Below are 22660 nucleotides of genomic sequence, written 5' to 3'. Positions count from 1 at the left end.
TGCTCTTGAAAGGTTAAAAAACGGGAAGGAAGCTGTCTACAAAGGATCTACAGGTGCTCAGTTCAGGGCCGGTGCATCCACCAGCACGATTTCGGTGTCTTCCGTGGCGGTGATGCGGATCGTGGTCTCGCCATGGATGGCAGCACCATCGCGGCTGGACAGCGCCACACCATTGACCGAGGCACTGCCCTTGGCAAGGACGAGGTAGCCATAGCGGTCGGCATGGTCAAAACCGTAGTCCAGGCTTTCACCGGCCTTGATCGTGGCACCCAGCACCCGGGCATTGGCACGGATGGGCAGCGCGTCGCCATCACCGTCCATGCCGCTGGCCAAGGTCACGAACTTGCCGCTGCGGTCGCCCTTGGGGAAGGGCTTGGCGCCCCAGCTGGGCTTGTCGCCTTGGCGGTCGGGCAGGATCCAGATCTGGAAGATGCGGGTCGTCGTGGACTCGAGGTTGTATTCCGAGTGGCGCACGCCGCTGCCGGCGCTCATCACCTGCACATCACCGGCTTCGGTGCGGCCTCGGTTGCCCAGGCTGTCTTCATGGGTGATCGCACCTTCTCGGACATAGGTGATGATTTCCATGTCGGCATGGCCGTGCGGTGGGAAGCCGGTTTGCGGCGCGATGGTGTCATCGTTCCAGACCCGCAGAGCGCCCCAGTTCACGCGCTGGGCGTCACGGTAGTCGGCAAAAGAGAAGTGGTGCTTGGCATCGAGCCAACCGTGGTTGGCACCGCCCAGGCTGTCAAAGCTGCGTCGTTCAATCATGTCTTTCTCCAGGTGTTTTGTCGTCGATGAAGAAAGTGTAGGTCGCCTTGAATATGATTAAAATAGAAAATATAGAAAAGCATTAATTCCATATTTGATGTGATTGAGAAAGCGATGAAGCCATGAGCAAGCTGCCTGACCTGGAGGCCTGGGCCATTTTTGCCAAGGTCGCCGAGACCGGATCGTTCGCGCGCACCGCTGCCGAGCTGGCGCTGTCGCAGGCAACGGTATCGAAGGCCATCACGCGGCTGGAGGGCCGCATGAAGACCAGCCTGTTCCACCGCACCTCACGCCGCATGGCGCTGACCGATGCCGGCAGCAGCGCGCTGGAGCGGGCCACGCGCATCCTGCAGGAGGGCGAGGCGGTGGAGGCCGACATCACCGACCGCTCCACCAGCCTGCGCGGCCAGATCCGCATTGCCGCGCCGATGTCCTTTGGCATTGCGCGGCTGTCGCCGATCCTGCCCAAGTTCATGGAGATGCACCCGGATGTGGAGCTGAACCTGCACTTTGCTGACGAGCAGGTGGACCTGATCCGCGACCGCTTTGACCTGGCGCTGCGCATTGCCAACCTGAGCGATTCGAGCCTGATTGCGCGCACCCTGTGCAAGGTGCGCATCTTGCTGGTCGGCTCTCCTGCTTATTTCGAGCGCTATGGCCACCCGGTGCACCCGCGCGATCTGGCCCAGCACAAGGGCCTGCAGTACAGCCTGGCGCGCTATGGCACCAGCTGGCGCTTTCGCCATGCGCGCCATGGCGAGTACACGCAGGTGATGCCGATACAGATGCAGGTCAACAATGCCGAGGCGCTGCAGCCCGCACTGCTGGCCGGCATGGGGCTGGCGCTGCAGCCGTCATTTCTGGTGTGGCAGGAGCTGCGCGATGGCAGCCTGCAGACCGCCATGCCGGGCTGGGAGGCCGATGTGCTGTCGCTGAACATCGTCACCCCGCCGGGCCGTACGCGGCCAGCGCGCGTGCAGGCCTTTATGGACTATGCGGCCCAGCAGTTCATGAACGAGCCCTGGGCGGAGCTGCCGCCGCAGCTGGCCGAGAACCCGCTGGCGGTTTAGCGCGCTGCCGCTGCAGCCACCGCAGCACGCGGTGTGCGCCGGCCCCAGTTCATCACCGCGGTGCCCGCTAGCGCCATCGCGCCCCCGGCGAGCATGGGTGCATCGATCTGCTCGCCCAGCCACAGGGCCGAGCAGGCCACGCCAATCACCGGCACCAGGGTGATATAGCCCGATGCCGCACCAGCGCCCAGTGCCTTGACGCCATCAAAGTACCATGCGTAAGCCAGTGCGGTAGAGCCCCAGGCCAGAAACAGCAGCGCGCCCCAGGCGGGCAGGCCCGCATCGAAGGCCTGGGCCATGCCCTGCGGCCCTTCGACCACCAGGCTGGCGGCCAGCAGCATCACGGCGCCGATGGTCGCGGTGACGGCCGTGGTGGACAGCGCATCGACCCCGGCCAGAATCGCCCGGCCCAGCAAGGTGTAGCTGACCCAGCAGGCCACGCAGCCCAGGATCAGCAGTTCGCCCCGGCCCAGGCCACCGGCCAGCAGCTGGGCTGGATCCCCATGCGAGATGACCAGCACCGCACCCAGCGCCGCCAGCGCCATGCCCAAGGCAATCGTGCGGTTGATGCGTTCCCGAAAGATCCAGGCAGCCAGCAGCAAGGTGAGCACCGGGTTGAGCGTGATGACCAGCGCCGCCTTGCTGGCGGGCAGGTACTGCAGGCCACTCAAAAAACAGGCCGCGTAACCAAATACGCCTGTAGCTGCAGCGGCGGCCATGCCCAACCAGCGCTTGGGCGACCAGTGCCTGAGCCCGGCCATGCCGCCTGCCGCATACAGCCAGACCAGCAGCACCACGGCGGCCAGTACAAAACGCAGGCCCGACGCTGCCAGTGGCGGCATGTGCTGGGCCACCATGCGGCCACTGGGCCAGGACGCGCCCCAAAGCAAGGCCATGCCCATCAAACGCAGGTGTGAGGCGGCCTGTGGGCCGAGGATATTTTGTAAATTCATGTGTGGATGGTGCCTGCACCCGGCGCGCGCAACGCACGCCAGCAGGCTCGGGGCGACTATAGCGGCTGTGCGTGTTCGGTGATTGGCAGGCAGGCGACAGGTGACCAGAACCAGGGGCTAAGGACTGGCACTTGCACGGCCAGGCACTGTTGTGTGCTGGCTGCAAACCGGCCCGCGCGATGGTGGATACTGCGCGACAAGCGCCCGTTTTCAGCCGCCCGCCAGCGCCGCTATAGTGGCAGCTGCCTGATCTTTCCCCTCCGTTTTTTCCACCCTGCAAGGAGACACCCATGTTCAGCCACATCATGCTCGGCACCAGCGATCTGGAGAAATCACGCCAGTTCTACGACGCCTTCCTCGCCGAGTTGGGCGTGCCCCCGGGTGCCGCCAACAAGAACCGCTATTTCTGGCGCGCCAATGGCGGCACCTTCAGCGTCAGCACCCCCATCAATGGCGAGGCAGCCACTATCGGCAATGGCAGCACCACCGGCTTTGCCGCCAGCAGCACCGAGCAGGTCGACCAGGCCCATGCGGTGGGCCTGGCCCATGGCGGCGTGGCCTGTGAAGACCCACCGGGCTGGCGCGGCGAAGGCCCTGCGGCCCTGTACCTGGCCTACCTGCGCGACCCCGATGGCAACAAGCTCTGCCTGGCCTACCGCCAGCCCAAGGTTTAAACCTCCAAAAGCAAAAACGCCCCGCAAGCTGCGGGGCGTTGTCGTTAGAGGTCGTTGGCAGGCATCAGACCCGGGCGCCGCGCCGGCCGCCCAAGGTGATCCAGGTCAGCAGCACGCCGCACAGCGCGCCGGTGGCCATGCCCACCACCATCGGCAGCGGTTTGCCGCTGGAGAACAGGCCCACGATCTGCATGGCGACCGCGCCGGTCAGCATCTGCAAGGTGCCCAGCAAGGCCGAGGCTGTGCCGGCAATCTGGCCATGCGCCTCCAGCGCCAGCACCGAAGTCGTGGGGATCACCAGGCCCATCAAGCCGCTGGCGACAAAGTACAGGCCAATCAACACGGCGAGCTGGTCGCCACCCACCAGGTAGTAGGCCAGCAGGCAGCACATCACCACACCGCTGGCGGTAGCGGCCAGCTTGACAACGGGCACCAGGCCAAAGCGCTTGCCCAGCATGCCGGTAAACTGCGCCGCGCCAATAAAGGCAATCGCATTGAATGCAAAGGCCATGCTGTACTGCGTGGTGCTGAGGCCGTAGTGGTTGATCAGCACAAAAGGCGAGCCGGCCAGGTAGACAAAGAAACCGGCCATCGCGCAGGCGCCGATAAACACCAGGCCCAGGTAGTGCCAGTCGCGCAGCAGCAGGCCATAGGCCTGGAGCACACCGCCCAGGCTGCTGTCCACGCCGTTGTTGGATGCGCGCGTCTCGGGCAGGCCGCGCGCCATGGCCACCATGCCGATCAGCGCGGCCACTGCCACCACCCAGAACACCATGCGCCAGCCGCCGATTGCAATCACCCCGCTGCCGGCCAGCGGCGCGAGGATGGGCGAGACGCTGAAGACCAGCATCAGCAGCGACATCATGCGCGCGGCCTCGTGGCCGGTGTGCAGATCACGCACCACCGCACGCGGAATGGCCATGCCCGCTGCCGCGCCGAGGCCCTGGATAAAGCGCAGCACCACCAGCGTGTGGATGTCCTGCGCCAGCGCGCAGCCGACGCTGGCCAGCACAAAAATCGCCAGGCCCAGGTAGAGCGGCTTCTTGCGGCCCCACATATCGGCCAGGGTGCCAAACAGCGGCTGGCCCACGCCCAGCGCCAGGAAGAAGGCCGTCAGGCTGGCTTGCACGGCCCCGACGGGCGCTTGCAGGCTGGCGCCAATCTGCGGCAGGGCCGGCAGGTACATGTCGATGGCAAAGGGGCCAATGGCGGATAGCAGGCCCAGGATAAACACCAGGCGAAGGGAAATGGATGAAGGCATACACGTTGCAGACACGCAGGCGGGTGGCCTGCGCGTCTTCAGGAGGAGGGTCGGTGGCGAGAAGGTGCTGTGGCACGGGCCCTGGGGCTCAGGCGCCGAGGCTGGGGGTCCCAGCCGGAGCGTCTCGATAGCTTTCCATTATCGCACCGTCCGTCCATCGCTGCAGCGCAGGGCTTTCAGCCAGCGGCCGGCTGGCTGAGCCGCGCCAGATGCTGGGCGGCAAAGGCCTCGAACCAGGGCAGGCAGCCGGGGTTGGCCATGGTCTGCGGGTTCAGCACCTTGTCCGCAGGCTGGCCCAGCAGCAGCTTTTTGATCGGCAGCTCCAGCTTTTTGCCGGTCAAGGTGCGCGGCACCTCGGACACCTGCGCGATGGTGTCGGGGATAAAGCGGGGCGACAGCGCAGTGCGTATCGCCTGCTCGATGCGGCCCTGGATGGCGGCGTCCAGCACCAGGCCCTCGCGCAGCACGACAAACAGCGGCATATAGCTGTTGCGGCCCAGGTACTCCAGGTCGATGACCATCGAATCCTGCACTTCGGGCAACGCCTCGATGGCGTTGTAGATCTCGCTGGTGCCCATGCGCAGGCCCTGGCGGTTGATGGTGGCGTCGCTGCGGCCATAGATCACGCAGCTGCCGTCGCTGTTGATCTGGATCCAGTCGCCATGGCGCCAGATGCCGGGCCAGTGGTCGAAATAACTGTCCAGGTAGCGCTGCTTGCCCGGGTCGTTCCAGAAGTACAGCGGCATTGAAGGGATAGGCCGGGTGCAGACCAGCTCGCCGACCTCGTCGCGCACGGCCTGGCCTTGTTCGTTCCATGCCTCCACCGCATGGCCCAGCCAGCGGCATTGCATGCGGCCGGGCGCCTGGGGCAGGCTGCGGTTGCCGCCGATGAAGGCGCCACAAAAATCGGTACCGCCCGAGATATTGCACCAGAACACCTCGCCGGCACCGGCTGCCTGCAGCTGGGCGCTGCCCCAGCGCTGCACCTCGGGTGCCAGCGGCGAGCCGGTGCTGCCCAAGGTGCGCACCTGCTGCAGGCCAGGGATCGCGCCCACGTCGAGGCCGGCCTTCATGCAGTTGCTGAAATAGGCGGCACCCGCACCAAAGATGCTGGTGTGGTGGCGCGCGGCAAAGCGCCACAGCACGCCCCAGTCGGGCTGGCTGCTGCTGCCGGCCGGGTGGCCGTCGAAGATGGTGATCGTGGTGCCAAACAGCAGGCCGCTGACCTGGATGTTCCACATCACCCAGCCGGTGGAGCTGTACCAGAGAAAGCGCTCGCCCGCATGGCTGTCGCTGTAGCTGGCGCCCAGGTCGTTGTGCAGCCCCGCCACATGCAAGGCCAGCAGGATGCCGCCGGTGCCATGCACGATGGGCTTGGGCAGGCCGGTGGTGCCGCTGGAGTAGACGATCCAGATCGGGTGGTCAAACGGCAGCCATTCGGGCTCGAACGCCGCGACGGCATGTGCGTCCTGGCCGGTGGTGGCCCAGTCCCAGTGGTGGCTGCCCACCGGGGCGGCGGCATAAGGGGTCTGCACGGTCAGGCAGTGCTGCACCGTGGGCAGCTCGGCCAGCAAGGACTGCACCACAGCACTGCGGTCCAGCGGCTTGCCGCCGTAGTAGACGCCATCGACGGCGATCAAGGCCTTGGGCTCGATCTGCTTGAAGCGGTCCACCACGGCGGCCACGCCCATGTCGGGGGCGCAGACGCTCCAGACCGCGCCGAGGCTGACGCAGGCCAGCATCGCGACCACGGTCTCGGGGATATTGGGCATATAGGCGGCCACGCGGTCGCCCCGGCCAATGCCCAGGCTGCGCAGCGCCACCGCCACCGAGGCCACCTGGCGCTGCAGCTCGGGCCAGGCCATCTCGCGCATCTGGCCGAGTTCGTTGTCGCTGACGATCGCCGGCACCCCGGCCTGCTGGGCCGCTGCCGTGTGGCGCAGCAGCTGGCGCGGCAGGCTGACCTGGGCGCCGCTGAACCAGCGCGCATCGGGCATGGCATCGTCGCTCAGCACCTCGGTGATCGGCGTAGGAGATTCAAGCTGGTAGTAGTCCCAGATGCTGCGCCAAAATGCGGCCAGATGCTCGACCGACCAGGCATGCATGGCCTCGTAGTCGTCAAAGTGCAGGCCATGCTGCTGGCTGAGCCATTGCGCGTAGTGCTCGATCTGGGGCAGGGGGGAGGGGGCAGAGGTGGTCATGGCAAAAGAAAAAGCGTAGCCCGAGCGTACGCAAAGCGGCGCGCGCTTGCATGGGGGTTAGCACGCAAGCTGTCACCCTGGCAGCAGGTGCGCTGTTTCTGGTCCCAGGGCCTCCGGCATCCTGATTTGCAATGTTATTTTTTGTCAGTTGCATCCCGCTTTTTACGACAGCAGGGCATCGCTAGCTGGCACAATTCGCGCCCGGGTGCTGACGGGTGCCTTTCGTTTTTTCCTACACAGCGCTTGCGGGCCCGCAGGCGATCATCGCCATGCAGGCTTGGCACAGCGTGCGAAGCAGGCAGGGGCCCCGGGCGCAGACCCAGCGGGCCAGGCAAGGCAGAGGGGATGGACGGCGAGGAGCGGGCGTGCTGGGCCACCAGGCGCAAGCGCTGCAAGGTGACTGCAAGATGGACGCATTTGCGGTGCATTGGTCACAAAATAAAGCATCCACGCCGGAACTAAATCGATAGGCTCGGGTTCTCAATCGTCGCGCCTTGGCGCATGGTTGGTATTCCCCAGCAAGCCCTGGAGAACAGCGGCCATGCGGGGATCACAAAGCCCGATGGGTCAGCTTTCGTGCCACTTGGCGCGTTAAGCACAGATGTTTAATTCCCAGCAAGCGCTGGTTGGGCAGCCTCCGGGCCTGCACCCAGGCAGCGCAACAATTGACACCAAGTCTGGGAGCGCGGCAACGGCTTTGGCCCTGCTGCGGTTAGATGGAGATCTTTGGTTTTGTCTGGATTCCGTATGAAATACAACCCTGCGCTCGATGGTATGCGCGCAGTGGCCATTGTTCTGGTGTTCCTGTCACACGCCCATGCGCCGATGTTTGACGGCGCCTTCTTCGGTGTGGACCTGTTCTTTGTGCTCAGCGGCTTTTTGATCACGTCGCTGTTGCTGAAAGAACACCAGCAATCGGGCCGGCTTGACTTCTGGCGCTTTTACAAGCGCCGCTTTTTGCGCCTGGGCCCGGCCTTGCTGCTGTTTCTGGCCGCCTACTGGCTGTTTGCGCCGCTGATCTGGCCCGGTCTCGATGATGTGAACCAGGACGTGGTGGTCTCTGCGCTGTACCTGGCCGACTACGGCATCGCCTTTTTTGACAGCCCGGACACCTTGCTGCACATGTGGTCGCTGTCGGTGGAAGAGCACTTCTACCTGGTCTGGCCGCCGCTCTTGGTGCTGCTGCTGGCGCATACCGCGCGCAAGCAGCTGTGGCGCCCGGTGCTGCTGCTGGTGGCGCTGATGTTTGTCTGGCGCGCCTACTGGGTGGTCCAGGGCCAGCACTTCTACGAAATCTTCTTCCGCTTTGACACCCGCGCCACCGGCATGCTGCTGGGCAGCGCGCTGGCCGCTGTGGCCGTGCACCGCCCCGAGTGGATGGATGCGCTGCATGCACGCCAAAAATACCTGCTGTGGCTGCTGCCGGTGCTGCCCTTTGCCGTGATTGGCTACGGGTGGGACGACGCCGGTGCGCTGCTCTGGGGCTTTGCGCTGGTGGAGCTGGTGGCCGCTGCCATCATCGTTGCCGTGAGCAAGCAAAAGGGTGTGCTGTTCGACATGCTGAGCCTGCCGGCCCTGGTCTGGGTTGGCAAGATGTCCTACGGTATCTACCTCTGGCACTACCCTGTTGTGCGCCTGCTGCGCGCCCACACCGACTGGCAGTGGGTGGTGATCCTGGGCCTGCCGATCTCGGCCGCGTTTGCCGCGCTGTCTTTCTACACCATCGAGCGCTGGGCGCTGGGTCTGCGTGACCGCTCCAGCAGCAAGCCAGTGCAGCAGCCTGCCGGCTCGCGCACCGCATAAGCGGCGGTCACCCAGAACAAAGCCGGGCCTTGCCCGGCTTTGTTGTTTCTGCAGGCTGCTGCTGCATGGTAAAAAACGGGCTTTGATTGATACAGGCTTCGCCATGACCTCAGCTTCCGCATCCCCACCTGCACCCGCACCCATCGCCTCTGCCGACGAGGTACTGCAATTCTGGTTGGGTAGCGCTCGCCCCAGCAACAGCGAGGCCTTGCAGCACAAGCAGCAATGGTTCAGCAAGTCCGATGCATTCGATGCACGCATCCGTACGCATTTTGGCGCGACGGTGCAGGCGGCGCTCAAGGGTGATTTGCCTGGCTGGACAGAGGGCGTCTGGGATACGCTGGCCCGCATCATCGTGCTCGACCAGTTCACACGCAATATCTACCGGGGCACGCCCGAATCCTTTGCTGGCGACCCGCTGGCATTGCAGCTGGCGCTCGGCCTGTGCGACAGCGGCCAGGACCAGGCGCTGCCGGCAGTGGTGCGGGTATTTGTCTATCTGCCGCTGGAGCATGCCGAGGATGCGGCCTTGCAGCAGCGCAGTGTGGACCTGTTTGCCCAGCTGCGTGACAGCCACCCCAAGCCCGCCGAGCTGCAGACCTATCTGCAAGGCACCTGGGATTACGCGCTGCGCCACCAGGCCGTCATCACCCGCTTTGGGCGTTTTCCGCACCGCAATGCGATCTTGGGCCGCCGCAGCACCGCCGAAGAGCTGCACTATCTGGCCCAGCCCGGGGCGGGATTCTGAACTTTTAGCGCAAGCACAGTAGCCCTTGTCTCACAGACGCGGGGCTGCGGCGGGTTTACCTTGGAGGGGTACTGTTTACAAAACAACCTCCCACAAAAAAGGAAGCCACGATGCCAGATAAATCCCGCACCCCGCTGGCGCTTGATACCAAGCGTCTCGACGCCGCCAAGAAGAGCCTGGAAGAAGGCGCTGTGCTGCCCGATGACTCTCCATACCGTGAGGACATCATCCGTCTGCTCAACGATTCGCTGGCCACCGAGCTGGTCTGCATCCTGCGCTACAAGCGCCACCACTTCACCGCGACGGGCCTGGAATCGCCCGCCATTGCAGAAGAGTTCTTGGTACATGCGCAAGAAGAGCAGGCCCATGCCGACCGTATTGCGACCCGCATCGTGCAGCTGGGCGGCGAGCCCGACTTCAACCCCGACAGTCTGACGGCCCGCAGCCATGCCGACTACAACGACGACATGGACCTGCACTCGATGATCCGCTCCAACCTGGTGGCCGAGCGCGTCGCCATCGAGGCCTATACGCAGATGGTTGATCTGATCGGTGACAAGGACCACACCACGCGCCGCCTGATCGAGCAGATTCTGGAGCAGGAGCAAGAGCACGCCGATGAGCTGTCCGATTGGATGAAAAAGGCCCAATAAGGGCCACCACACCTGAACCGCAACCGAGTTGCGGTTTTTTTATGCCGATGGAGGAAAAGACGGATGACCGATACAGAAGCAACACGCAAGAATGCCAAGCACCTGCTCTACCTGATGGTCAACGAGGAGCTGCTGCGCGCGGGCGATGGTTTGGATGCGGAATCTTTGAGCCATGTGCTGGAGCGCCATGGCGTCAGCGCCGCAGAGCAGCAACCTGCCATGGACTATGCCTGCGAGCAAGGCTGGTTGCAGAAGGGCGAGAACGGCCAGCTGCAGATCACCGAAACCGGTTTTGCATTGGATTAAGAGCTGTGAGCACAGCCCAGCAAACCGGAGGTTTGCGGTTGAAGCTAGGCGTCCCCGACTAGGCGTCCCCGACTAGGTGTGAACTGTCAAGAGGTTGTTTGCAGATTTGAGCCTGGCCATCGGGGTAATTCGACCAATGCCGCTGTGAGGCCTGTGCCAGTTGTAGTAATGCTGCCAGCGATGTAAGGCTTGTGCTCGCTCAGCTGAATTCTGGTATGTCCAACCATAGGCCCACTCGCGCAGCGCCGATTGGATGAATCGCTCGGCCTTGCCGTTGGTCTGTGGCCGGTACGGCCTGGTGAACTTGTGCTGCACGCCCAAGGCGTTGCAGGCCGCAGCGAACTCCCTTGAGCGGAATGCCGCACCGTTGTCGGTCAGCAGGCGTTTGATGCTCACTCCAAGCCCCGCGTAGTACGCCACGGCGTTGCGCAGAAAGGCGACGGCTTGCGGCGTTTTCTCGTCCGGATGCATAGCGGTAAAGGCAATGCGTGCGTGGTCGTCAATGGCCACGAACAGTGTCTCCCATCCCGCACCATCGACCGAATCGCGCCGATTGCCTGTGACGCGGTGGCTGGGCCGAACGATGCGCCCGAGCTTCTTGGTATCGATGTGCAGCATGTCTCCAGGCGCATCGTGCTCATAGCGAACCACGGGCTCGGACGGCTGCAGATCGCTGAGTCGAGACAGGCCCGCACGGGCCAATACCCGGCTCACGGTGGACGCCGAGACGCCTGCGTAGCTGGCAATGCGCGACTGCAGCATGCGGCGTTTGCGTAGCTCAACAATGAGTAAGGCCTTGGACTCGCAGATGGCTTTGGGAGAGCAAATGGGCCTGGAGGAAGCATCGGCCAGGGCTGCTTCGCCGCCCGAGAGGTAGCGGCCCAGCCACTTGCGAGCGGTCTGTGCGGTGACGCCTTGAAGGGCTCCGGCCTGAGAGGCATCCAGGCCTTGCAAGGTCATCTGTTTGACCATCTCCAGTCTCCGGGCAAAGGTAAGTCGGGCATGCTTATGAGTGTTCATCCGGTTGGCTGTCCTGAGTGGGTTGGGTGTTTGGCGACTTCCAGTCTCTCAAATCCAACCCGGATGAACACCGGATACAACCTATTGAACCTTCACAACTAGGCGCCAAGCCGCAGACAGTACGGTAGTACGACAAGGTGAGGAGCAGCCGGCCAGGCAACGACGTATCAAGGGTTGTGGTCGAGGCGCGAGGCGTAAAAAGACCACTGCCGGCGAACCGGCAGTGGCTACCAAGAGCACGGCCCAGACGCAATGGGACAAGGTCTGGCCGGGCTACGCACTAGATGCGTTTTTTTTGTGTGGCGGGCATATCCGCTGTAATTTCTCTCCAGACCCGCCCAATGGCGAAGGCCTGAAATCTGACCGCTCTGCCAGCGTCTGCCTTGCAGAGCGGTTTTCTTCGCTTATTCGCCGAAGGATTCGCCTTCAGGCAGGGTGCCGGCGACTAAGGCTTCATGGGCCTGCTGCTGCACTTGGGCGCGGCTGAGGCTGGAGGTGCTGCTTTCAGCACCGAAGGTGTTGATGCGGTCACCGATCACGGCCATGGCGCCATTGCGCTGGGCTTCGCTCACCTGGGCCTGCACGTCGGCGCGGGTCAGGGTGCTGTGTGCTGCTGGGTAGGCAGGGTAGTCCGAGCCATTGCCCACGGGGGCGGTGGTGGCTGCGCTGGCAGCACCGGCAAACACCAGGCCAGCGGCCATCATCAAAGCGGACATATTGCGTGCAAACATGGTTTCTCTCCACGGACCCGCGCTGCTGGCAAATCGCTGATTTGCGCTGTGAGAGCGGCGGCGTCCAAAAATAGGTTGATTCGAAATTTGGGGGCTGCGAGAGCGGACTGTGGCCCACTCTCAGCGTTCATGCCTGGGCTTATTCGCCGAAGCTTTCGCCTTCAGGCAAGGTGCCGGCAACGCGGGCGTCGTGGGCGGCTTTCACCACATCGGCGCGGGAGAGGTTGCTGCTGCCCTTTTCAAAGGCATTGGCTTGCAGCTGATCGCCCTTGAACAACAGGGTGCCGTTCTTCTGGGCTTCGACAAATTGCGCTTGCACCTCAGCGCGGCTCACGGCGCTGGTGGCAGCCACTGGGGGAGCAATCGACTGGTCGCCTTCAAAGGGATGGGCCTGGGCAACACCGGCACCCAACATCAGAGCAGCTACACCGGCGATCGAGAAAATACGTGCGTTCATTTTTAACTCCTGGAGAACTCCAGCGACTCACCATGAGGGGCTGGTTCGCTCAACGGGTGGTGCAGTGCACCTTGTGTGGTTCTCGTTGATCGATGTAGTTAGTGTATGCAGTGGCGCGCCTCCGATAAATAGCCTAAATCGGAATAGATTGTTCTGAAAAACGATCTAATGTTTTGGCGAATGCGCAATCGTCCCAGAAGGGCTTGCTACACGGTGCTTTCGTTGGAGAAGCCCGTGCGTAGGAGAATTCTGGCAAATCTGGCGTTGTGGTGTGCCCAAGGGTTTCTTGGTAAACCCTGTCAGGGTTGACGCGGGGTAGTGGCTGCCATAGCAACCAGATTAGCTATGTAGACACGACAGTGACAGCGCTGTCACAGAGGGTTTTGCAGCCGCTGGAGCTGCTGGTGCGCGGCGCTGTGCCATTCGGGCGGCAGCTGGTGCTTGGCCTGCAGGTAGTGGTGGGTGTAGATGTCCAGGTAGGTTTCCAGGGTCTGCGCGGCGCGCAGGTCGCCGGCGAGATCGAGGCAGAGGGCAGCGACCTCGGCAGTGCAGAAATGGTCATCGCGGCGCGAGCGCCGCAGCTGGTAGCGCGAGATCTGCTCGGGGTGCAGGCTGAGCACCGGAAATCGGTCCAGGTAAGGGCTCTTGCGGAACATCTTGCGCGCCTCGGGCCAGGTGGCATCGAGCAGGATAAACAGCGGCCTGCGAGCTGCACCGAGTGATGGTGGCGGCAGCTGCTGCACGGCGCGGCCGGGCTCATGCACAAACTCCTGGGGAAAGACCACATAGGGCTGCCATTGGGGATCGGCTAGCAGCGCCTCCAAGCCCGCATCCATCTCCGTGCGCGACCAGCCAAAGGCCCAGGTCTCGGCCACCACATCGGCGATTAGCCAGCCGGTGTTGCTGGGCTTGAGCGGCTCGGCATCGTGCATCAGCAGGCATATGCCCGCCGTGGTGGGCTGCGTGGGGCGCAGCGCGCAAAGGCAGTGGCTGGGGCGCAGCCGGCATCCCTCACAGCGCTCCCCCTTGGGGCCGCCTCGGGCCAGAAAAGGGCGGGTGCTGCGCTGCAGCCGCTCGGCGCGCAGGCGCGAGACGGCATGGGGGACAAGGGCACCAGCGGTGGTGGACGCGCTCGTCGTGGCGGCCTCGCTGGCAAGGGGGGAAGAGGGCAGGGATGACACGGGCGCTATTGTCCTCGCCCCGCCCAACCGAGCAGCGCAGCGGGTTTAGCGCTGCCCTTGGCGCCGCTCAGTTCTGCAACGCTTCGAGCGCAAACAGCGGCACATCGGCGCGCCGGCTCAGCCACACACCACCGCCCAGCTCGGTAAAACCCTGGGCCAGGCCACGGCGGTAGAGCTCGGCGCGGTGGCGGTAGAGGCGCGGGTCGGTCAGCTCGTCGTCGATGATGTCGCGCTCATAGTCTTCGCGCGCAACGGCTTCGACATAGAGCGCACCTTTGCTCAGCCGGCCCAGATTGGCCAGCGCCAGCTTCAGATCGGCCGGGCTCAGGTAGGGCAGCACGCCTTGGCAGATCACCAGGTCAAACGGCTGGCCATCGGCCGGCGCATAGTCCACGACCGAGCCTTGCTCCCAGCCGTAGCGCTGGCACAGGTACTCGCTGTACTCGACCCCGTGGTAGCTGGCCTGCGGAAAGTGCTGCGCAATCGCATCGCGCCACAGGCCGATGCCGCAGCCCACATCCAGCACACGCTGGACCGGCACGCGCACGTATTGCAGGTAGCTGCAGACAAAGGCACCCAGGCGCGCGGCATGCGCGGGGTCCACCACGCTGGTTTTCTTGTCGAAATAAAAGCGCTGGTAGTACGCCTCGTCAAACCATTGCTTGTCCGCTGATTGCACGCCTGTCCTTGATCGATGCCATGCAGCTCCGGTGTGCATGGCGCAGGCAGTATCGCGCAGATGGTGGCTGGGGGTAGCGCACTGCGGTATTGGCAAGGGGTGCTCAGCGCGCAATGACAGACAGGTTTTCCGGCACGATCTGCTCGAGGCTGCCTGCCGGGCAGGGGCCATCGGTGTAGATGGTCTGGCCGTTCAACTGGCATTTGCGCGGCACGGCAGCGGGCCACGCCGGGCCGGTGCCCGCCGCAGGATCGGCGCGCCGTGCCTGGCTGCGCTGCTGCTCCTCGGCGCTGGGCGGAGGCGGTGATGAGGCTTTGCGCCACAGCGTGGCGGCGGCCTGCTCGGCATCGCCGATGAGCGCCGGGCCACGCCATGCGTACACGGCGGCAGCGCAGGCCACCACCAGGGCCAGCCAGATCAGCCGGCGGTAGGCAGGGCGCAGGTACATGGTGAGGGGCACAGGCATGGGGACATGGCTGGCACTGTATCAGCCCCCTTGGTAAACGCGCAAATCGAGGTACAGCAGCAAAAACGCCAGCAGGCTGATACCCCCATTAATCCGGCGGGCCAGTGGCAGGTAGGCCGCGCTGAAATACCAGGGCCGGTGCGCGGGCAGGTGGCGCAGGATGTAGAGCAGCCCCATCTCCTGCATATTGCTGAAATGCGGCTGGCTGTCCTTCTTGAGCTTCTGGATGATGGCGGCATCGCTGACCATCACCACCGACAGCACGGTGGCGATGATGACGGCGCCCAGCAGCCACTGCTGCCAGCGCGGCGCATGCGGTCCGTTCAAGCCCAGGCTGAACCAATGGCTCAGCATCAGCACCGCCAATACCGCAAACAAGCGGTAGAAGATGGCCTGCCAGTGCGCCCGGCTGGGCTCGGTCAGCTGGCCTCGGCGCCGCGCCTCGCGGTCAATGATGCGCGCGAGCAGCCAGGCCACGCCATGAAAGCTGGCCTCCAGCAGCAGATAGATGCCTGCAGCCAGGGCCAGCAGCTGCAGCGGCTCACCCTTGGCCATGCTCAGCGCTACGGGCAGGCACGGTGGGCTGCGCGGTGGTGCTGCATCCCGGCGCTCAGCTCACATGCTTGCCAACAATGCCGGCGATCTCGAACATGCTGATCTGGTCCTTGCCAAACAGCGGCTGCAGTTTGGCGTCGGCATTGATCGCGCGTTTGTCCTTGGCGTCCTGCAGGCCGTTTGCCTTGATGTAGTCCCAGAGCTTTTTGATGACTTCGGGGCGCGAGGTGGCCTCGCTGCCAATCACGGCGGCGAGCGCCGGGCTCGGGGTCAGCGTGGCGGCAACCTTGCGCGGCGTTTTGGCGGCGGATTTGGTGGCCGTCTTGGAGGCGGTCTTGGTAGCGGTTTTGGCCGCCGTCTTGGTCGCTTTGGCAGCGGTCTTGCTGGCCGTCTTGGTTGCGGTCTTGGCGGCTGCGCCCTTGCGCGGCGGGAACTTGCTGTCGCGCGGCTCGAACTCGAAGTTCACCTTGCCGGCTTCCTTGTCCCAGGCCAGGAAGGCCTTGAAGCTGCGTCGCGTGCGGTTGGAGACGAACTTGTCGAGCAGGTCGGTCTTGCCGGTGGCCAGCAGCTTGGCCATCTGGTCGCGCTCGATGGGCTGCTGCAAGATGATCTGGCCGCTCTTGAAGTCGCAGCTGGGCGTGGGTTGCTGGGCCGTGGGTACGGCCTTGCTGCAGACATAGTTGGCGCCATGCTCGAACACGGGCGCGCCGCACTTGGGGCAGGCGCCCAGGGTGTTCTGGCTGCCAAAGTCCACCAGCTCGCCCGATTCCTCGTCGGACTTGTTGTCCTCGAACAGGAACTCGAACTTGTAGTTGTTGTTGTCCTCGTCGCGCACGATGGCCACTTCGGCGGCAAAGGGCCAGCCGGCCTTGGAGCGGAAGCCATCGAGCGGGCCGATCTTGCGATCGCGCAGCAGCTGGTCGGCCTCGGCGGTCTCGAAGGTGCGGCCGGCGGGCGATTTGGTGAACGAGAAGCCGCAGCCGTCGCCAGTGCCGCCTACGCCCGTGCAGGCATAGCGGCGGTAGTTTTCCTTGACCACGCCGCCACAGTTGGGGCAGGGCGCGGACAGGGTGGCGTAGTCGCCGGGGATGGTGTCGCGGTCGTATTCCTTGGCCTTTTTCACCAGGCGCTCGGTCATGGCCTGGATCTCGGCCATGAAGGCTTCGCGCGAGAGCTGGCCTTTTTCCATCTGCGCGAGCTTGTACTCCCACTCACCGGTCAGGTCGGCACGCGAGAGCTCTTCGACCTGCAGCCCGCGCAGCAAGGTCATCAGCTGGAAGGCCTTGGCCGTGGGGATCAGCTCGCGGCCTTCGCGCAGCATGTATTTTTCGGTCAGCAGGCCTTCGATGATGGCCGCGCGCGTCGCAGGCGTGCCCAGGCCCTTTTCCTGCATGGCTTCGCGCAGCTCGTCGTCGTCGATCTGCTTGCCGGCGCTCTCCATCGCGCCCAGCAGGGTCGCTTCCGAGTAGCGGGCGGGCGGCTTGGTCTTGAGGCCCTTGGGCTCGACCGGGTCGGCCGTGGGCTTCTCGCCGGGCTGCACCGGCACCAGGTTCTGGCCCTTGTCGCCTTCCTTGGCGTCTTCCACTTCGTGGGCCGCTTCCTTGCCGTAGATGGCCAGCCAACCGGGCTTGACCAGCACCTTGCCTTCGGTCTTGAAGTGGTGGTCGTCAATTTGGCTGACGCGCGTGGTGACCTGGTGCTCGGCGCTGGGGAAGAACACTGCCATGAAGCGGCGCACCACCAAGGTGTAGAGCTTGTGTTCGGCCTCGCTCAAGGCACCGGGCGCCTGCGTGGTCGGGATGATGGCAAAGTGGTCCGAGACCTTGCTGTTGTCAAAAATGCGCTTGTTGGCACGGATGTAGTTGGCGCCAATGGCCTGCTGCGCAAACGGCGCGAGCTGCTGCATATTGCTGTGGGCCAGCATCTCGAAGGTTTGGCGCGCGACGGGCAGGTAGTCCTCGGGCAGCGCGCGCGAATCGGTACGCGGGTAGGTCAGTGCCTTGTGGCGCTCGTACAGCGCCTGGGCCAGCGCCAAGGTGGTCTTGGCCGAGAAGCCGAACTTGCTGTTGGCCTCGCGCTGCAGGCTGGTCAGGTCAAACAGCAGGGGCGATGCCTGGGTGGTGGGCTTGGACTCTTCGGTCACCGTGGCGGGCTTGCCGCGCACGGCCTCGGCAATCGCCTGCGCCTCCTGCTGGCTCCAGACGCGGTCGGCGCGCGCCTCGGCGTCGTCGCTTTTCTTCCAGGCCGGGTTGAACCACTTGCCCGGGTAGGCGCCCGCCTGGGCGTTGAACTCGCCGTGGATTTCCCAGTAGTTGCGGCTGACGAACTTGCGGATCTTTTCCTCGCGCTCGACGACCAGCGACAGGGTGGGGGTCTGCACACGGCCCACGGTGGTCAGGAAGAAGCCGCCATCGCGCGAGTTGAACGCGGTCATCGCCCGCGTGCCGTTGATGCCCACCAGCCAGTCGGCTTCGGAGCGGCTGCGGGCGGCATCGGCCAGGCCCAGCATCTGGTTATCGGAGCGCAGCTTGTTAAAGCCGTCACGGATGGCTTGGGGCGTCATCGACTGCAGCCACAGGCGCTGGATCGGCTTGCCCAGGCCGCCCTTGGCGCCACCGGCGTATTGCTCGATCAGGCGGAAGATCAGCTCACCTTCGCGGCCCGCGTCACAGGCGTTGATCAGCGCGGTGACATCCTTGCGCTTGGCCAGCTTGACGACGGCGTTCAGGCGCGTCTTGGTCTTGTCGACCGGCTTCAATTCAAAGTAGGGCGGGATCACCGGCAGATGGGCAAAGCTCCACTTACCGCGTTTGACATCGAATTCTTCGGGGGCCTGGATCTCCACAAGGTGACCCACCGCGCTCGTCACGATGAAGGTCTCGGCTTCAAAGTAGTCGTCGTGTTTGGCAAATTGGCCTGCCACCGGCGTCAGTGCACGAACAATGTCTTGTGCAACGGACGGCTTTTCTGCAATGACCAGGGTCTTGGACATGGGTTCACTCTCATCAAACTGGGGTCTGCCAACACTGTGGGTTGCTGGCTCTCTGAGCACGCTCTTACAATGCACGCTTTACGCGCATGTGCGCGGGCGCCTGCATGTGTACGTGTGCGCACATGCGCATGTGCTTATTTTTAAAGTAGCAGAAAAAATCCCATGCCGAACCATGTTCCCCATTTTTCAACAGGTCGTCGTATCCAGGTACGGCGTTCGGGCGTGCACGGCAGGGGAGTTTTTGCGTTGCAGGATATCGCAGAAGGCGAAGTCATTGTCGAATATGCGGGCAAGGTCATCAGCTACGAAGAAAGCCAGCGCCGCCACCCGCATGACCCCGACCACCCCAACCACACCTTCTTTTTCCAGATCGATGGCGACCGCGTCATCGACGGAGGCGATGGCGGCAACTCGGCCCGCTGGATCAACCACAGCTGCGAGCCCAACTGCTTTGCCGAAGAGGCCGATGACCGCATCTTCATCAGCGCGCTGCGCAACATCAGCGCTGGCGAGGAGCTGGGTTATGACTACGGCCTGATCATCGAAGAGCGCTACACCGCCAAGCTCAAGGCCGACTATGCCTGCCACTGTGGCGCGGCCGAATGCCGGGGCACGATGCTGGCGCCCAAGCGCGGCTGGAAGCCCAAGGTGCCCGCCTCGGATTTGCCCGAGCCGGTGCTGCCCAAGAAGCGCAAGGCCAAGGCAGCATATGCCGATGCGGCGAAGCCCGCCAAGCCTGCCAAAGTGGAAAAGCACAAGGCCAAGGCCGCAGACAAGGCCCTGAGCAAGGAAAAGGACAAGGCCAAGGACAAGAAAAAGAGCGATAAGAAGGCCAGAGCCGACAAGAAGACCCAGGGCGCCAAGGCCGCCAAGGCGGGCGCATGAGCGAGGCGCAGAACACGCCGATTCGCTGGCCCGCTGAAGCGATCTGGGAGGCGGTGGAGCCGCAGTTGCCGGGCTTCACGATCGAGGTGCTGCCCAGCATTGACTCGACCAATACCGAGCTGATGCGCCGCGCCCGCGCGGGCCGGCAGGAACCCATCTTGCTGGTGGCCGAGCAGCAGACGGCAGGGCGCGGGCGCATGGGCAAGCCCTGGCGCAGCGAGGCCGGTGATTCGCTGCTGATGTCGCTGGGCCTGCCGCTGGCGCCAGCCGACTGGTCGGGCCTGTCGCTGGCCGTCGGCGTGTCGGTGGCGCAAAGCCTGCAGCCCCAGCTGCCCGAGGCCGGCTCCAGCACCCCCACCATTGGCCTCAAATGGCCCAATGACCTGTGGCTGACCGGCGACCACAAGCTCGCCGGCATTCTGGTCGAGACCGCCAGCTTTGTCTCGGCCCGCACGCATGCGGGTGATGGCCAGCAGCAGACCGAGCGCTATGTGGTGATCGGCATCGGCATCAATGTGCGGGCCCCGCTGGCCGAGGGCCTGTCGACGATTCCCGGCAGCCTGCAGATGCTGGACGGCCGCTGGGATGCACCCCAGGCGCTGCAGGCCGTGGTGCCGCCGCTGGTGGCCGCCATCCAGGCCTTTGCGCAGCAGGGCTTTGCGCCGCTGCAGGCGGCCTATGCGGCGCGCGATGCGCTCGCCGGCCGCGAGGTCGGTCTGAGCGATGGCACCGCTGGCCTGGCGCTGGGCGTGGCCGCCGATGGCGCCTTGCGCGTGCAGACCGCCGCCGGCGTCGTCGATGTGACCAGCTCGGAAGTCAGCGTGCGGCCCCAGGCGGGCGCGGCCTGAGCGCGCCGCAGGATCAGAGAACTATCAGACAGGAGCGGAGATGATTCGTTTTGCCATCGTGCTGCTGCTACTGGCCAATGCCGGCTACTACGCCTTCTCGCAAGGCATGCTGCGCAGCCTGGGCTGGGGCCCGGAAGACCCCTCCGAGCCCGAGCGGGTGCAGCAGCAGGTCAAGCCCGAAGCGCTGCGCATTCTGACGCCGCAGGAAGCCAAGCAGGCCCAGGAGCAGCCCCGCACGGCGCCGGCAGAGACCGCCCCGGCGCCAGCCCCGGTGGCCGCACCCGCACCTGCTTCCGCATCCGAGCCCGCTGCCGTTGCGGTGGCTGAGCCGGCCACCGACACCGCAGACAAAACGGCTGCAGAAGCCGACAAGCTCGCAGCCAAGACAACGGACAAGCCCGCCGACAAGCCGGCAGAGAAACCGGAGAAGCCCGAGAAAAAAGAATGCCTGGTGGCCGGCAACTTTGACGCCAAGCAGGTCGACGCGCTGCGCCTGCAGCTGGCCAAGCTGCCAGAAGGCAGCTGGCGCCTGGACAGCAGCACCAGCGCCGGCCGCTGGATGGTCTATGTCGGCAAGTTCAGCAGCCAGGAGGCGCTGGACACGCGCCGCGACGAGCTGCGCGCGCTCGACATCAGCACCGACCGCGCCCGCATCGCCAGCCTGGAGCCGGGCATCTCGCTGGGGCGCTTCTCCAGCGAAGAGGCGGCCGAGCGCCATCTGGCGTCCATGGGCAAAAAAGGCGTGAGCGGCGCCAAGGTGGTGGTCGAGCGCCCCGAGGCCGTGAGCTACACCGTGCGCTGGCCCAAGATGGATGCGGCCACCAAGAAGCGCGTGCAGAGCTGGCATGTGATGGACGGCAAGGAGCTGCGCAGCTGCTCCTGATGGCAGGGCCGTTCAGCTGGACAGCTGCGGCGCCAGCGTGGTTGGAAAGCACACGCTGAACACCACGCCGCGCTGGGCCTGGCGCGGGTGCGCGTCTTCCAGGCCCACGGTGGCGCCATGCTGGCGGGCGATTTCCTGCACGATGGGCAGGCCCAGACCCGAGCCATCGACCTCGCTGCCCAGCACGCGGTAGAAGGGCTGAAAAATACGCTCGCGCTCTTCTTCGGGAATGCCGGGGCCCGAGTTCTCCACCTGCAGCACGATCACATGGCCAAAGGGGTCGGCCATCAGGCGAACATTGATGACGCCCGGCGCGCTGGCGCTGGAGGGTGTGTAGTTGATCGCGTTGTCCAGCAGGTTGCGCACCAGCTCGCCCAGCAAGGTGGCATTGCCGTTGACCCAGACTTCGCGGTCCTCGACCTGCATGCCGTCATAGCCCATGTCGATATGCTTGGCCAGGGCCCGGTCAATGCCGTCATGCATGGCGTCGAGCACAATCTCGGCCAGGTTGCAGGGCGTGCGCTGCAGCAGCGCGCTGGGCCCTTCGGCGCGCGCCAGCGACAGCAACTGGTTGACGGTGTGCGTGGCGCGAATGCTCGAGCGCCCGATCTGCTGCAAGGACAGCTTGAGGTCGTCTTCCTTGGCATCGGCGCGCTGGGCCATCTCGGCCTGCATGCGCAGGCCCGCCAGCGGGGTTTTGAGCTGGTGCGCAGCATCGGCGAGGAAGCGCTTCTGCGTGGCCAGTGAATCGTTGAGGCGCTCTAGCAAGCCATTGACCGAGTCGACCAGTGGCACCACTTCGAGCGGCACATCCTTGTGCTGGATCGGCGAGAGGTCTTCGGACTTGCGCGCGCGGATGCGCTCTTCGAGCAGGTGCAGGGGCTTGATGCCGCGCGCCAGCGCCAACCAGACCAGCAGCACCGCCAGCGGCAGGATGACGAACTGCGGCAGCATGACGCCCTTGATGATTTCGGTGGCCAGCACGCTGCGCTTCTCGCGCGTCTCGGCAACCTGGATCAGCGCCAGGTTGGGCTCGGGCAGCGACAGCTGCACCCAGATCCAGGCGATGCGCACATCCACGCCGCGCAGCTCGCCATCGCGCAGCTGGACCATGCCGACGCTGCGCTCCAGGTCCTTGGCGGGCATGGGCAGGGCCGATTCGCCCGCGAGAAACATGCCCGACGGGGTGGTCACCTGGTAGTACACCTTGTCGGCATCGTCGGCGCGCAGGATCTCGCTGGCCGGCAGCGGCAGGTTGAAATAGGTTTTGCCGCCTTGCACCCCCACCAGCTGCGCCAGCGCATGGGCGTTGTATTCGAGCGCGCGGTCAAAGGGCTTGTTGGCCAGGTCCTGGGCCACCAGCCAGGTCAATGCCAGCGATACGGGCCACAAAAGCAGCAGCGGCGTGAGCATCCAGTCAAGGATCTCTCCGAACAAAGATCGCTGCTCGCTGCGAAACAGGGCCAAGGCTGTCCTTGCGTGAATGGGGCCGGGGGCGGCCATCGCCCCGCTGTGGCCGGAGGGTG

Annotated in this window: 22 protein-coding genes; 9 read left to right on the top strand and 13 right to left on the bottom strand. The window is 64.6% G+C overall.

Going from position 1 to position 22660, the window contains the following annotated elements; all coding sequences use genetic code 11:
- Window positions 1–57 precede the first annotated feature (57 nt).
- On the bottom strand, window positions 58–768 hold the full coding sequence (locus tag ACPEE1_RS22165; protein WP_116926027.1) for a pirin family protein: 711 nt from the start codon (window positions 766–768) through the stop codon (window positions 58–60).
- A 122-nt stretch (window positions 769–890) separates the two neighbouring features.
- Between ACPEE1_RS22165 and ACPEE1_RS22160 the strand changes: the two genes are divergently transcribed.
- Complete coding sequence (locus tag ACPEE1_RS22160) at window positions 891–1838, top strand: LysR family transcriptional regulator (protein ID WP_182344590.1); 948 nt, start codon at window positions 891–893, stop codon at window positions 1836–1838.
- Here ACPEE1_RS22160 and ACPEE1_RS22155 read toward each other — a convergent pair.
- Window positions 1835–2791 carry a DMT family transporter gene (locus ACPEE1_RS22155; protein ID WP_423934881.1) on the bottom strand — a complete coding sequence of 319 codons (957 nt, stop codon included), beginning with the start codon at window positions 2789–2791 and terminating at the stop codon, window positions 1835–1837. The two genes, ACPEE1_RS22160 and ACPEE1_RS22155, sit on opposite strands and share 4 nt — an antisense overlap.
- A gap of 290 nt (window positions 2792–3081) precedes the next feature.
- On the opposite strand from ACPEE1_RS22155, the gene ACPEE1_RS22150 reads away from it, so the two are divergent.
- Window positions 3082–3465 (top strand): VOC family protein, encoded by a 384-nt coding sequence (locus ACPEE1_RS22150; RefSeq protein WP_116926030.1) that lies wholly within the window; start codon window positions 3082–3084, stop codon window positions 3463–3465.
- Between the two features lie 64 nt (window positions 3466–3529).
- Here the strand turns inward: ACPEE1_RS22150 and ACPEE1_RS22145 are convergent, their stop codons facing one another.
- Window positions 3530–4726, bottom strand: a complete 1197-nt coding sequence (locus ACPEE1_RS22145) for a multidrug effflux MFS transporter (RefSeq protein WP_116926031.1) — start codon at window positions 4724–4726, stop codon at window positions 3530–3532.
- A gap of 176 nt (window positions 4727–4902) precedes the next feature.
- Window positions 4903–6927 (bottom strand): acetoacetate--CoA ligase, encoded by a 2025-nt coding sequence (locus ACPEE1_RS22140; RefSeq protein ID WP_116926032.1) that lies wholly within the window; start codon window positions 6925–6927, stop codon window positions 4903–4905.
- 747 nt (window positions 6928–7674) lie between these two features.
- Between ACPEE1_RS22140 and ACPEE1_RS22135 the strand changes: the two genes are divergently transcribed.
- The 4 genes from ACPEE1_RS22135 (at window position 7675) to ACPEE1_RS22120 (ending at window position 10437) form a co-directional block, all read left to right on the top strand.
- Complete coding sequence (locus ACPEE1_RS22135) at window positions 7675–8730, top strand: acyltransferase family protein (protein WP_116926033.1); 1056 nt, start codon at window positions 7675–7677, stop codon at window positions 8728–8730.
- A gap of 103 nt (window positions 8731–8833) precedes the next feature.
- The gene (locus ACPEE1_RS22130; RefSeq protein WP_423934880.1) at window positions 8834–9478 is read left to right on the top strand and encodes a DUF924 family protein; all 645 of its coding nucleotides are present in this window, start codon (window positions 8834–8836) and stop codon (window positions 9476–9478) included.
- A 110-nt stretch (window positions 9479–9588) separates the two neighbouring features.
- Window positions 9589–10131, top strand: coding sequence for a ferritin-like domain-containing protein (locus ACPEE1_RS22125; protein WP_116926034.1), 543 nt, complete (start codon window positions 9589–9591; stop codon window positions 10129–10131).
- A 63-nt stretch (window positions 10132–10194) separates the two neighbouring features.
- On the top strand, window positions 10195–10437 hold the full coding sequence (locus tag ACPEE1_RS22120) for a hypothetical protein (RefSeq protein WP_116926035.1): 243 nt from the start codon (window positions 10195–10197) through the stop codon (window positions 10435–10437).
- A gap of 72 nt (window positions 10438–10509) precedes the next feature.
- Here the strand turns inward: ACPEE1_RS22120 and ACPEE1_RS22115 are convergent, their stop codons facing one another.
- The 8 genes from ACPEE1_RS22115 to ACPEE1_RS22080 all read right to left on the bottom strand — a co-directional run bounded on the left by ACPEE1_RS22115 (window position 10510) and on the right by ACPEE1_RS22080 (window position 18518).
- Window positions 10510–11457, bottom strand: coding sequence for an IS481 family transposase (locus tag ACPEE1_RS22115; protein ID WP_423933930.1), 948 nt, complete (start codon window positions 11455–11457; stop codon window positions 10510–10512).
- A gap of 404 nt (window positions 11458–11861) precedes the next feature.
- Window positions 11862–12188 (bottom strand): DUF4148 domain-containing protein, encoded by a 327-nt coding sequence (locus ACPEE1_RS22110; protein ID WP_116926036.1) that lies wholly within the window; start codon window positions 12186–12188, stop codon window positions 11862–11864.
- Between the two features lie 139 nt (window positions 12189–12327).
- Window positions 12328–12645, bottom strand: a complete 318-nt coding sequence (locus ACPEE1_RS22105; RefSeq protein ID WP_116926037.1) for a DUF4148 domain-containing protein — start codon at window positions 12643–12645, stop codon at window positions 12328–12330.
- 371 nt (window positions 12646–13016) lie between these two features.
- Complete coding sequence (locus ACPEE1_RS22100; RefSeq protein WP_409935210.1) at window positions 13017–13817, bottom strand: tRNA-uridine aminocarboxypropyltransferase; 801 nt, start codon at window positions 13815–13817, stop codon at window positions 13017–13019.
- 76 nt (window positions 13818–13893) lie between these two features.
- The gene (locus ACPEE1_RS22095; protein WP_116926039.1) at window positions 13894–14505 is read right to left on the bottom strand and encodes a class I SAM-dependent methyltransferase; all 612 of its coding nucleotides are present in this window, start codon (window positions 14503–14505) and stop codon (window positions 13894–13896) included.
- A 103-nt stretch (window positions 14506–14608) separates the two neighbouring features.
- The gene (locus ACPEE1_RS22090) at window positions 14609–14971 is read right to left on the bottom strand and encodes a DUF4124 domain-containing protein (RefSeq protein ID WP_116926040.1); all 363 of its coding nucleotides are present in this window, start codon (window positions 14969–14971) and stop codon (window positions 14609–14611) included.
- Window positions 14972–14992: 21 nt separating this feature from the next.
- On the bottom strand, window positions 14993–15526 hold the full coding sequence (locus tag ACPEE1_RS22085) for a hypothetical protein (RefSeq protein ID WP_116926041.1): 534 nt from the start codon (window positions 15524–15526) through the stop codon (window positions 14993–14995).
- A 55-nt stretch (window positions 15527–15581) separates the two neighbouring features.
- Complete coding sequence (locus tag ACPEE1_RS22080) at window positions 15582–18518, bottom strand: DNA topoisomerase III (RefSeq protein ID WP_423934879.1); 2937 nt, start codon at window positions 18516–18518, stop codon at window positions 15582–15584.
- Window positions 18519–18764: 246 nt separating this feature from the next.
- Between ACPEE1_RS22080 and ACPEE1_RS22075 the strand changes: the two genes are divergently transcribed.
- Genes ACPEE1_RS22075 through ACPEE1_RS22065 form a run of 3 tightly spaced genes read left to right on the top strand, consistent with a single transcriptional unit; the run spans window position 18765 to window position 21134 of the window.
- Entirely contained in the window at window positions 18765–19403 is a 639-nt protein-coding gene (locus ACPEE1_RS22075; protein WP_423934878.1) for an SET domain-containing protein, read from the top strand.
- Entirely contained in the window at window positions 19400–20251 is an 852-nt protein-coding gene (locus ACPEE1_RS22070; protein ID WP_116926044.1) for a biotin--[acetyl-CoA-carboxylase] ligase, read from the top strand. The genes ACPEE1_RS22075 and ACPEE1_RS22070 overlap by 4 nt, the downstream gene beginning before the upstream one ends.
- A gap of 40 nt (window positions 20252–20291) precedes the next feature.
- On the top strand, window positions 20292–21134 hold the full coding sequence (locus tag ACPEE1_RS22065; RefSeq protein WP_116926045.1) for an SPOR domain-containing protein: 843 nt from the start codon (window positions 20292–20294) through the stop codon (window positions 21132–21134).
- 12 nt (window positions 21135–21146) lie between these two features.
- On the opposite strand, the gene ACPEE1_RS22060 is transcribed toward ACPEE1_RS22065, so the two are convergent.
- Window positions 21147–22601: a sensor histidine kinase gene (locus ACPEE1_RS22060; RefSeq protein WP_116926046.1), complete on the bottom strand. Its 1455-nt coding sequence runs from the start codon at window positions 22599–22601 to the stop codon at window positions 21147–21149.
- Window positions 22602–22660 lie beyond the last annotated feature (59 nt).

Source organism: Comamonas sp. 23 (assembly GCF_049601575.1).
Lineage (GTDB): Bacteria > Pseudomonadota > Gammaproteobacteria > Burkholderiales > Burkholderiaceae_C > Comamonas > Comamonas squillarum.
Note: the sequence above shows the minus strand (reverse complement) of the source record. Positions and strands in the feature narration are given on the sequence as shown.

Bases quoted from the DNA above. Each gene is read 5' to 3' on its own strand.
- ACPEE1_RS22145 (WP_116926031.1), bottom strand. From the start codon at position 4,726: ATGCCTTCATCCATTTCCCTTCGCCTGGTGTTTATCCTGGGCCTGCTA.
- ACPEE1_RS22130 (WP_423934880.1), top strand. From the start codon at position 8,834: ATGACCTCAGCTTCCGCATCCCCACCTGCACCCGCACCCATCGCCTCT.
- ACPEE1_RS22070 (WP_116926044.1), top strand. From the start codon at position 19,400: ATGAGCGAGGCGCAGAACACGCCGATTCGCTGGCCCGCTGAAGCGATC.
- ACPEE1_RS22135 (WP_116926033.1), top strand. From the start codon at position 7,675: ATGAAATACAACCCTGCGCTCGATGGTATGCGCGCAGTGGCCATTGTT.
- ACPEE1_RS22140 (WP_116926032.1), bottom strand. From the start codon at position 6,927: ATGACCACCTCTGCCCCCTCCCCCCTGCCCCAGATCGAGCACTACGCG.
- ACPEE1_RS22080 (WP_423934879.1), bottom strand. From the start codon at position 18,518: ATGTCCAAGACCCTGGTCATTGCAGAAAAGCCGTCCGTTGCACAAGAC.
- ACPEE1_RS22110 (WP_116926036.1), bottom strand. From the start codon at position 12,188: ATGTTTGCACGCAATATGTCCGCTTTGATGATGGCCGCTGGCCTGGTG.
- ACPEE1_RS22085 (WP_116926041.1), bottom strand. From the start codon at position 15,526: ATGGCCAAGGGTGAGCCGCTGCAGCTGCTGGCCCTGGCTGCAGGCATC.
- ACPEE1_RS22155 (WP_423934881.1), bottom strand. From the start codon at position 2,791: ATGAATTTACAAAATATCCTCGGCCCACAGGCCGCCTCACACCTGCGT.
- ACPEE1_RS22090 (WP_116926040.1), bottom strand. From the start codon at position 14,971: ATGCCTGTGCCCCTCACCATGTACCTGCGCCCTGCCTACCGCCGGCTG.
- ACPEE1_RS22120 (WP_116926035.1), top strand. From the start codon at position 10,195: ATGACCGATACAGAAGCAACACGCAAGAATGCCAAGCACCTGCTCTAC.
- ACPEE1_RS22105 (WP_116926037.1), bottom strand. From the start codon at position 12,645: ATGAACGCACGTATTTTCTCGATCGCCGGTGTAGCTGCTCTGATGTTG.
- ACPEE1_RS22150 (WP_116926030.1), top strand. From the start codon at position 3,082: ATGTTCAGCCACATCATGCTCGGCACCAGCGATCTGGAGAAATCACGC.
- ACPEE1_RS22065 (WP_116926045.1), top strand. From the start codon at position 20,292: ATGATTCGTTTTGCCATCGTGCTGCTGCTACTGGCCAATGCCGGCTAC.
- ACPEE1_RS22160 (WP_182344590.1), top strand. From the start codon at position 891: ATGAGCAAGCTGCCTGACCTGGAGGCCTGGGCCATTTTTGCCAAGGTC.
- ACPEE1_RS22165 (WP_116926027.1), bottom strand. From the start codon at position 768: ATGATTGAACGACGCAGCTTTGACAGCCTGGGCGGTGCCAACCACGGT.
- ACPEE1_RS22125 (WP_116926034.1), top strand. From the start codon at position 9,589: ATGCCAGATAAATCCCGCACCCCGCTGGCGCTTGATACCAAGCGTCTC.
- ACPEE1_RS22115 (WP_423933930.1), bottom strand. From the start codon at position 11,457: ATGAACACTCATAAGCATGCCCGACTTACCTTTGCCCGGAGACTGGAG.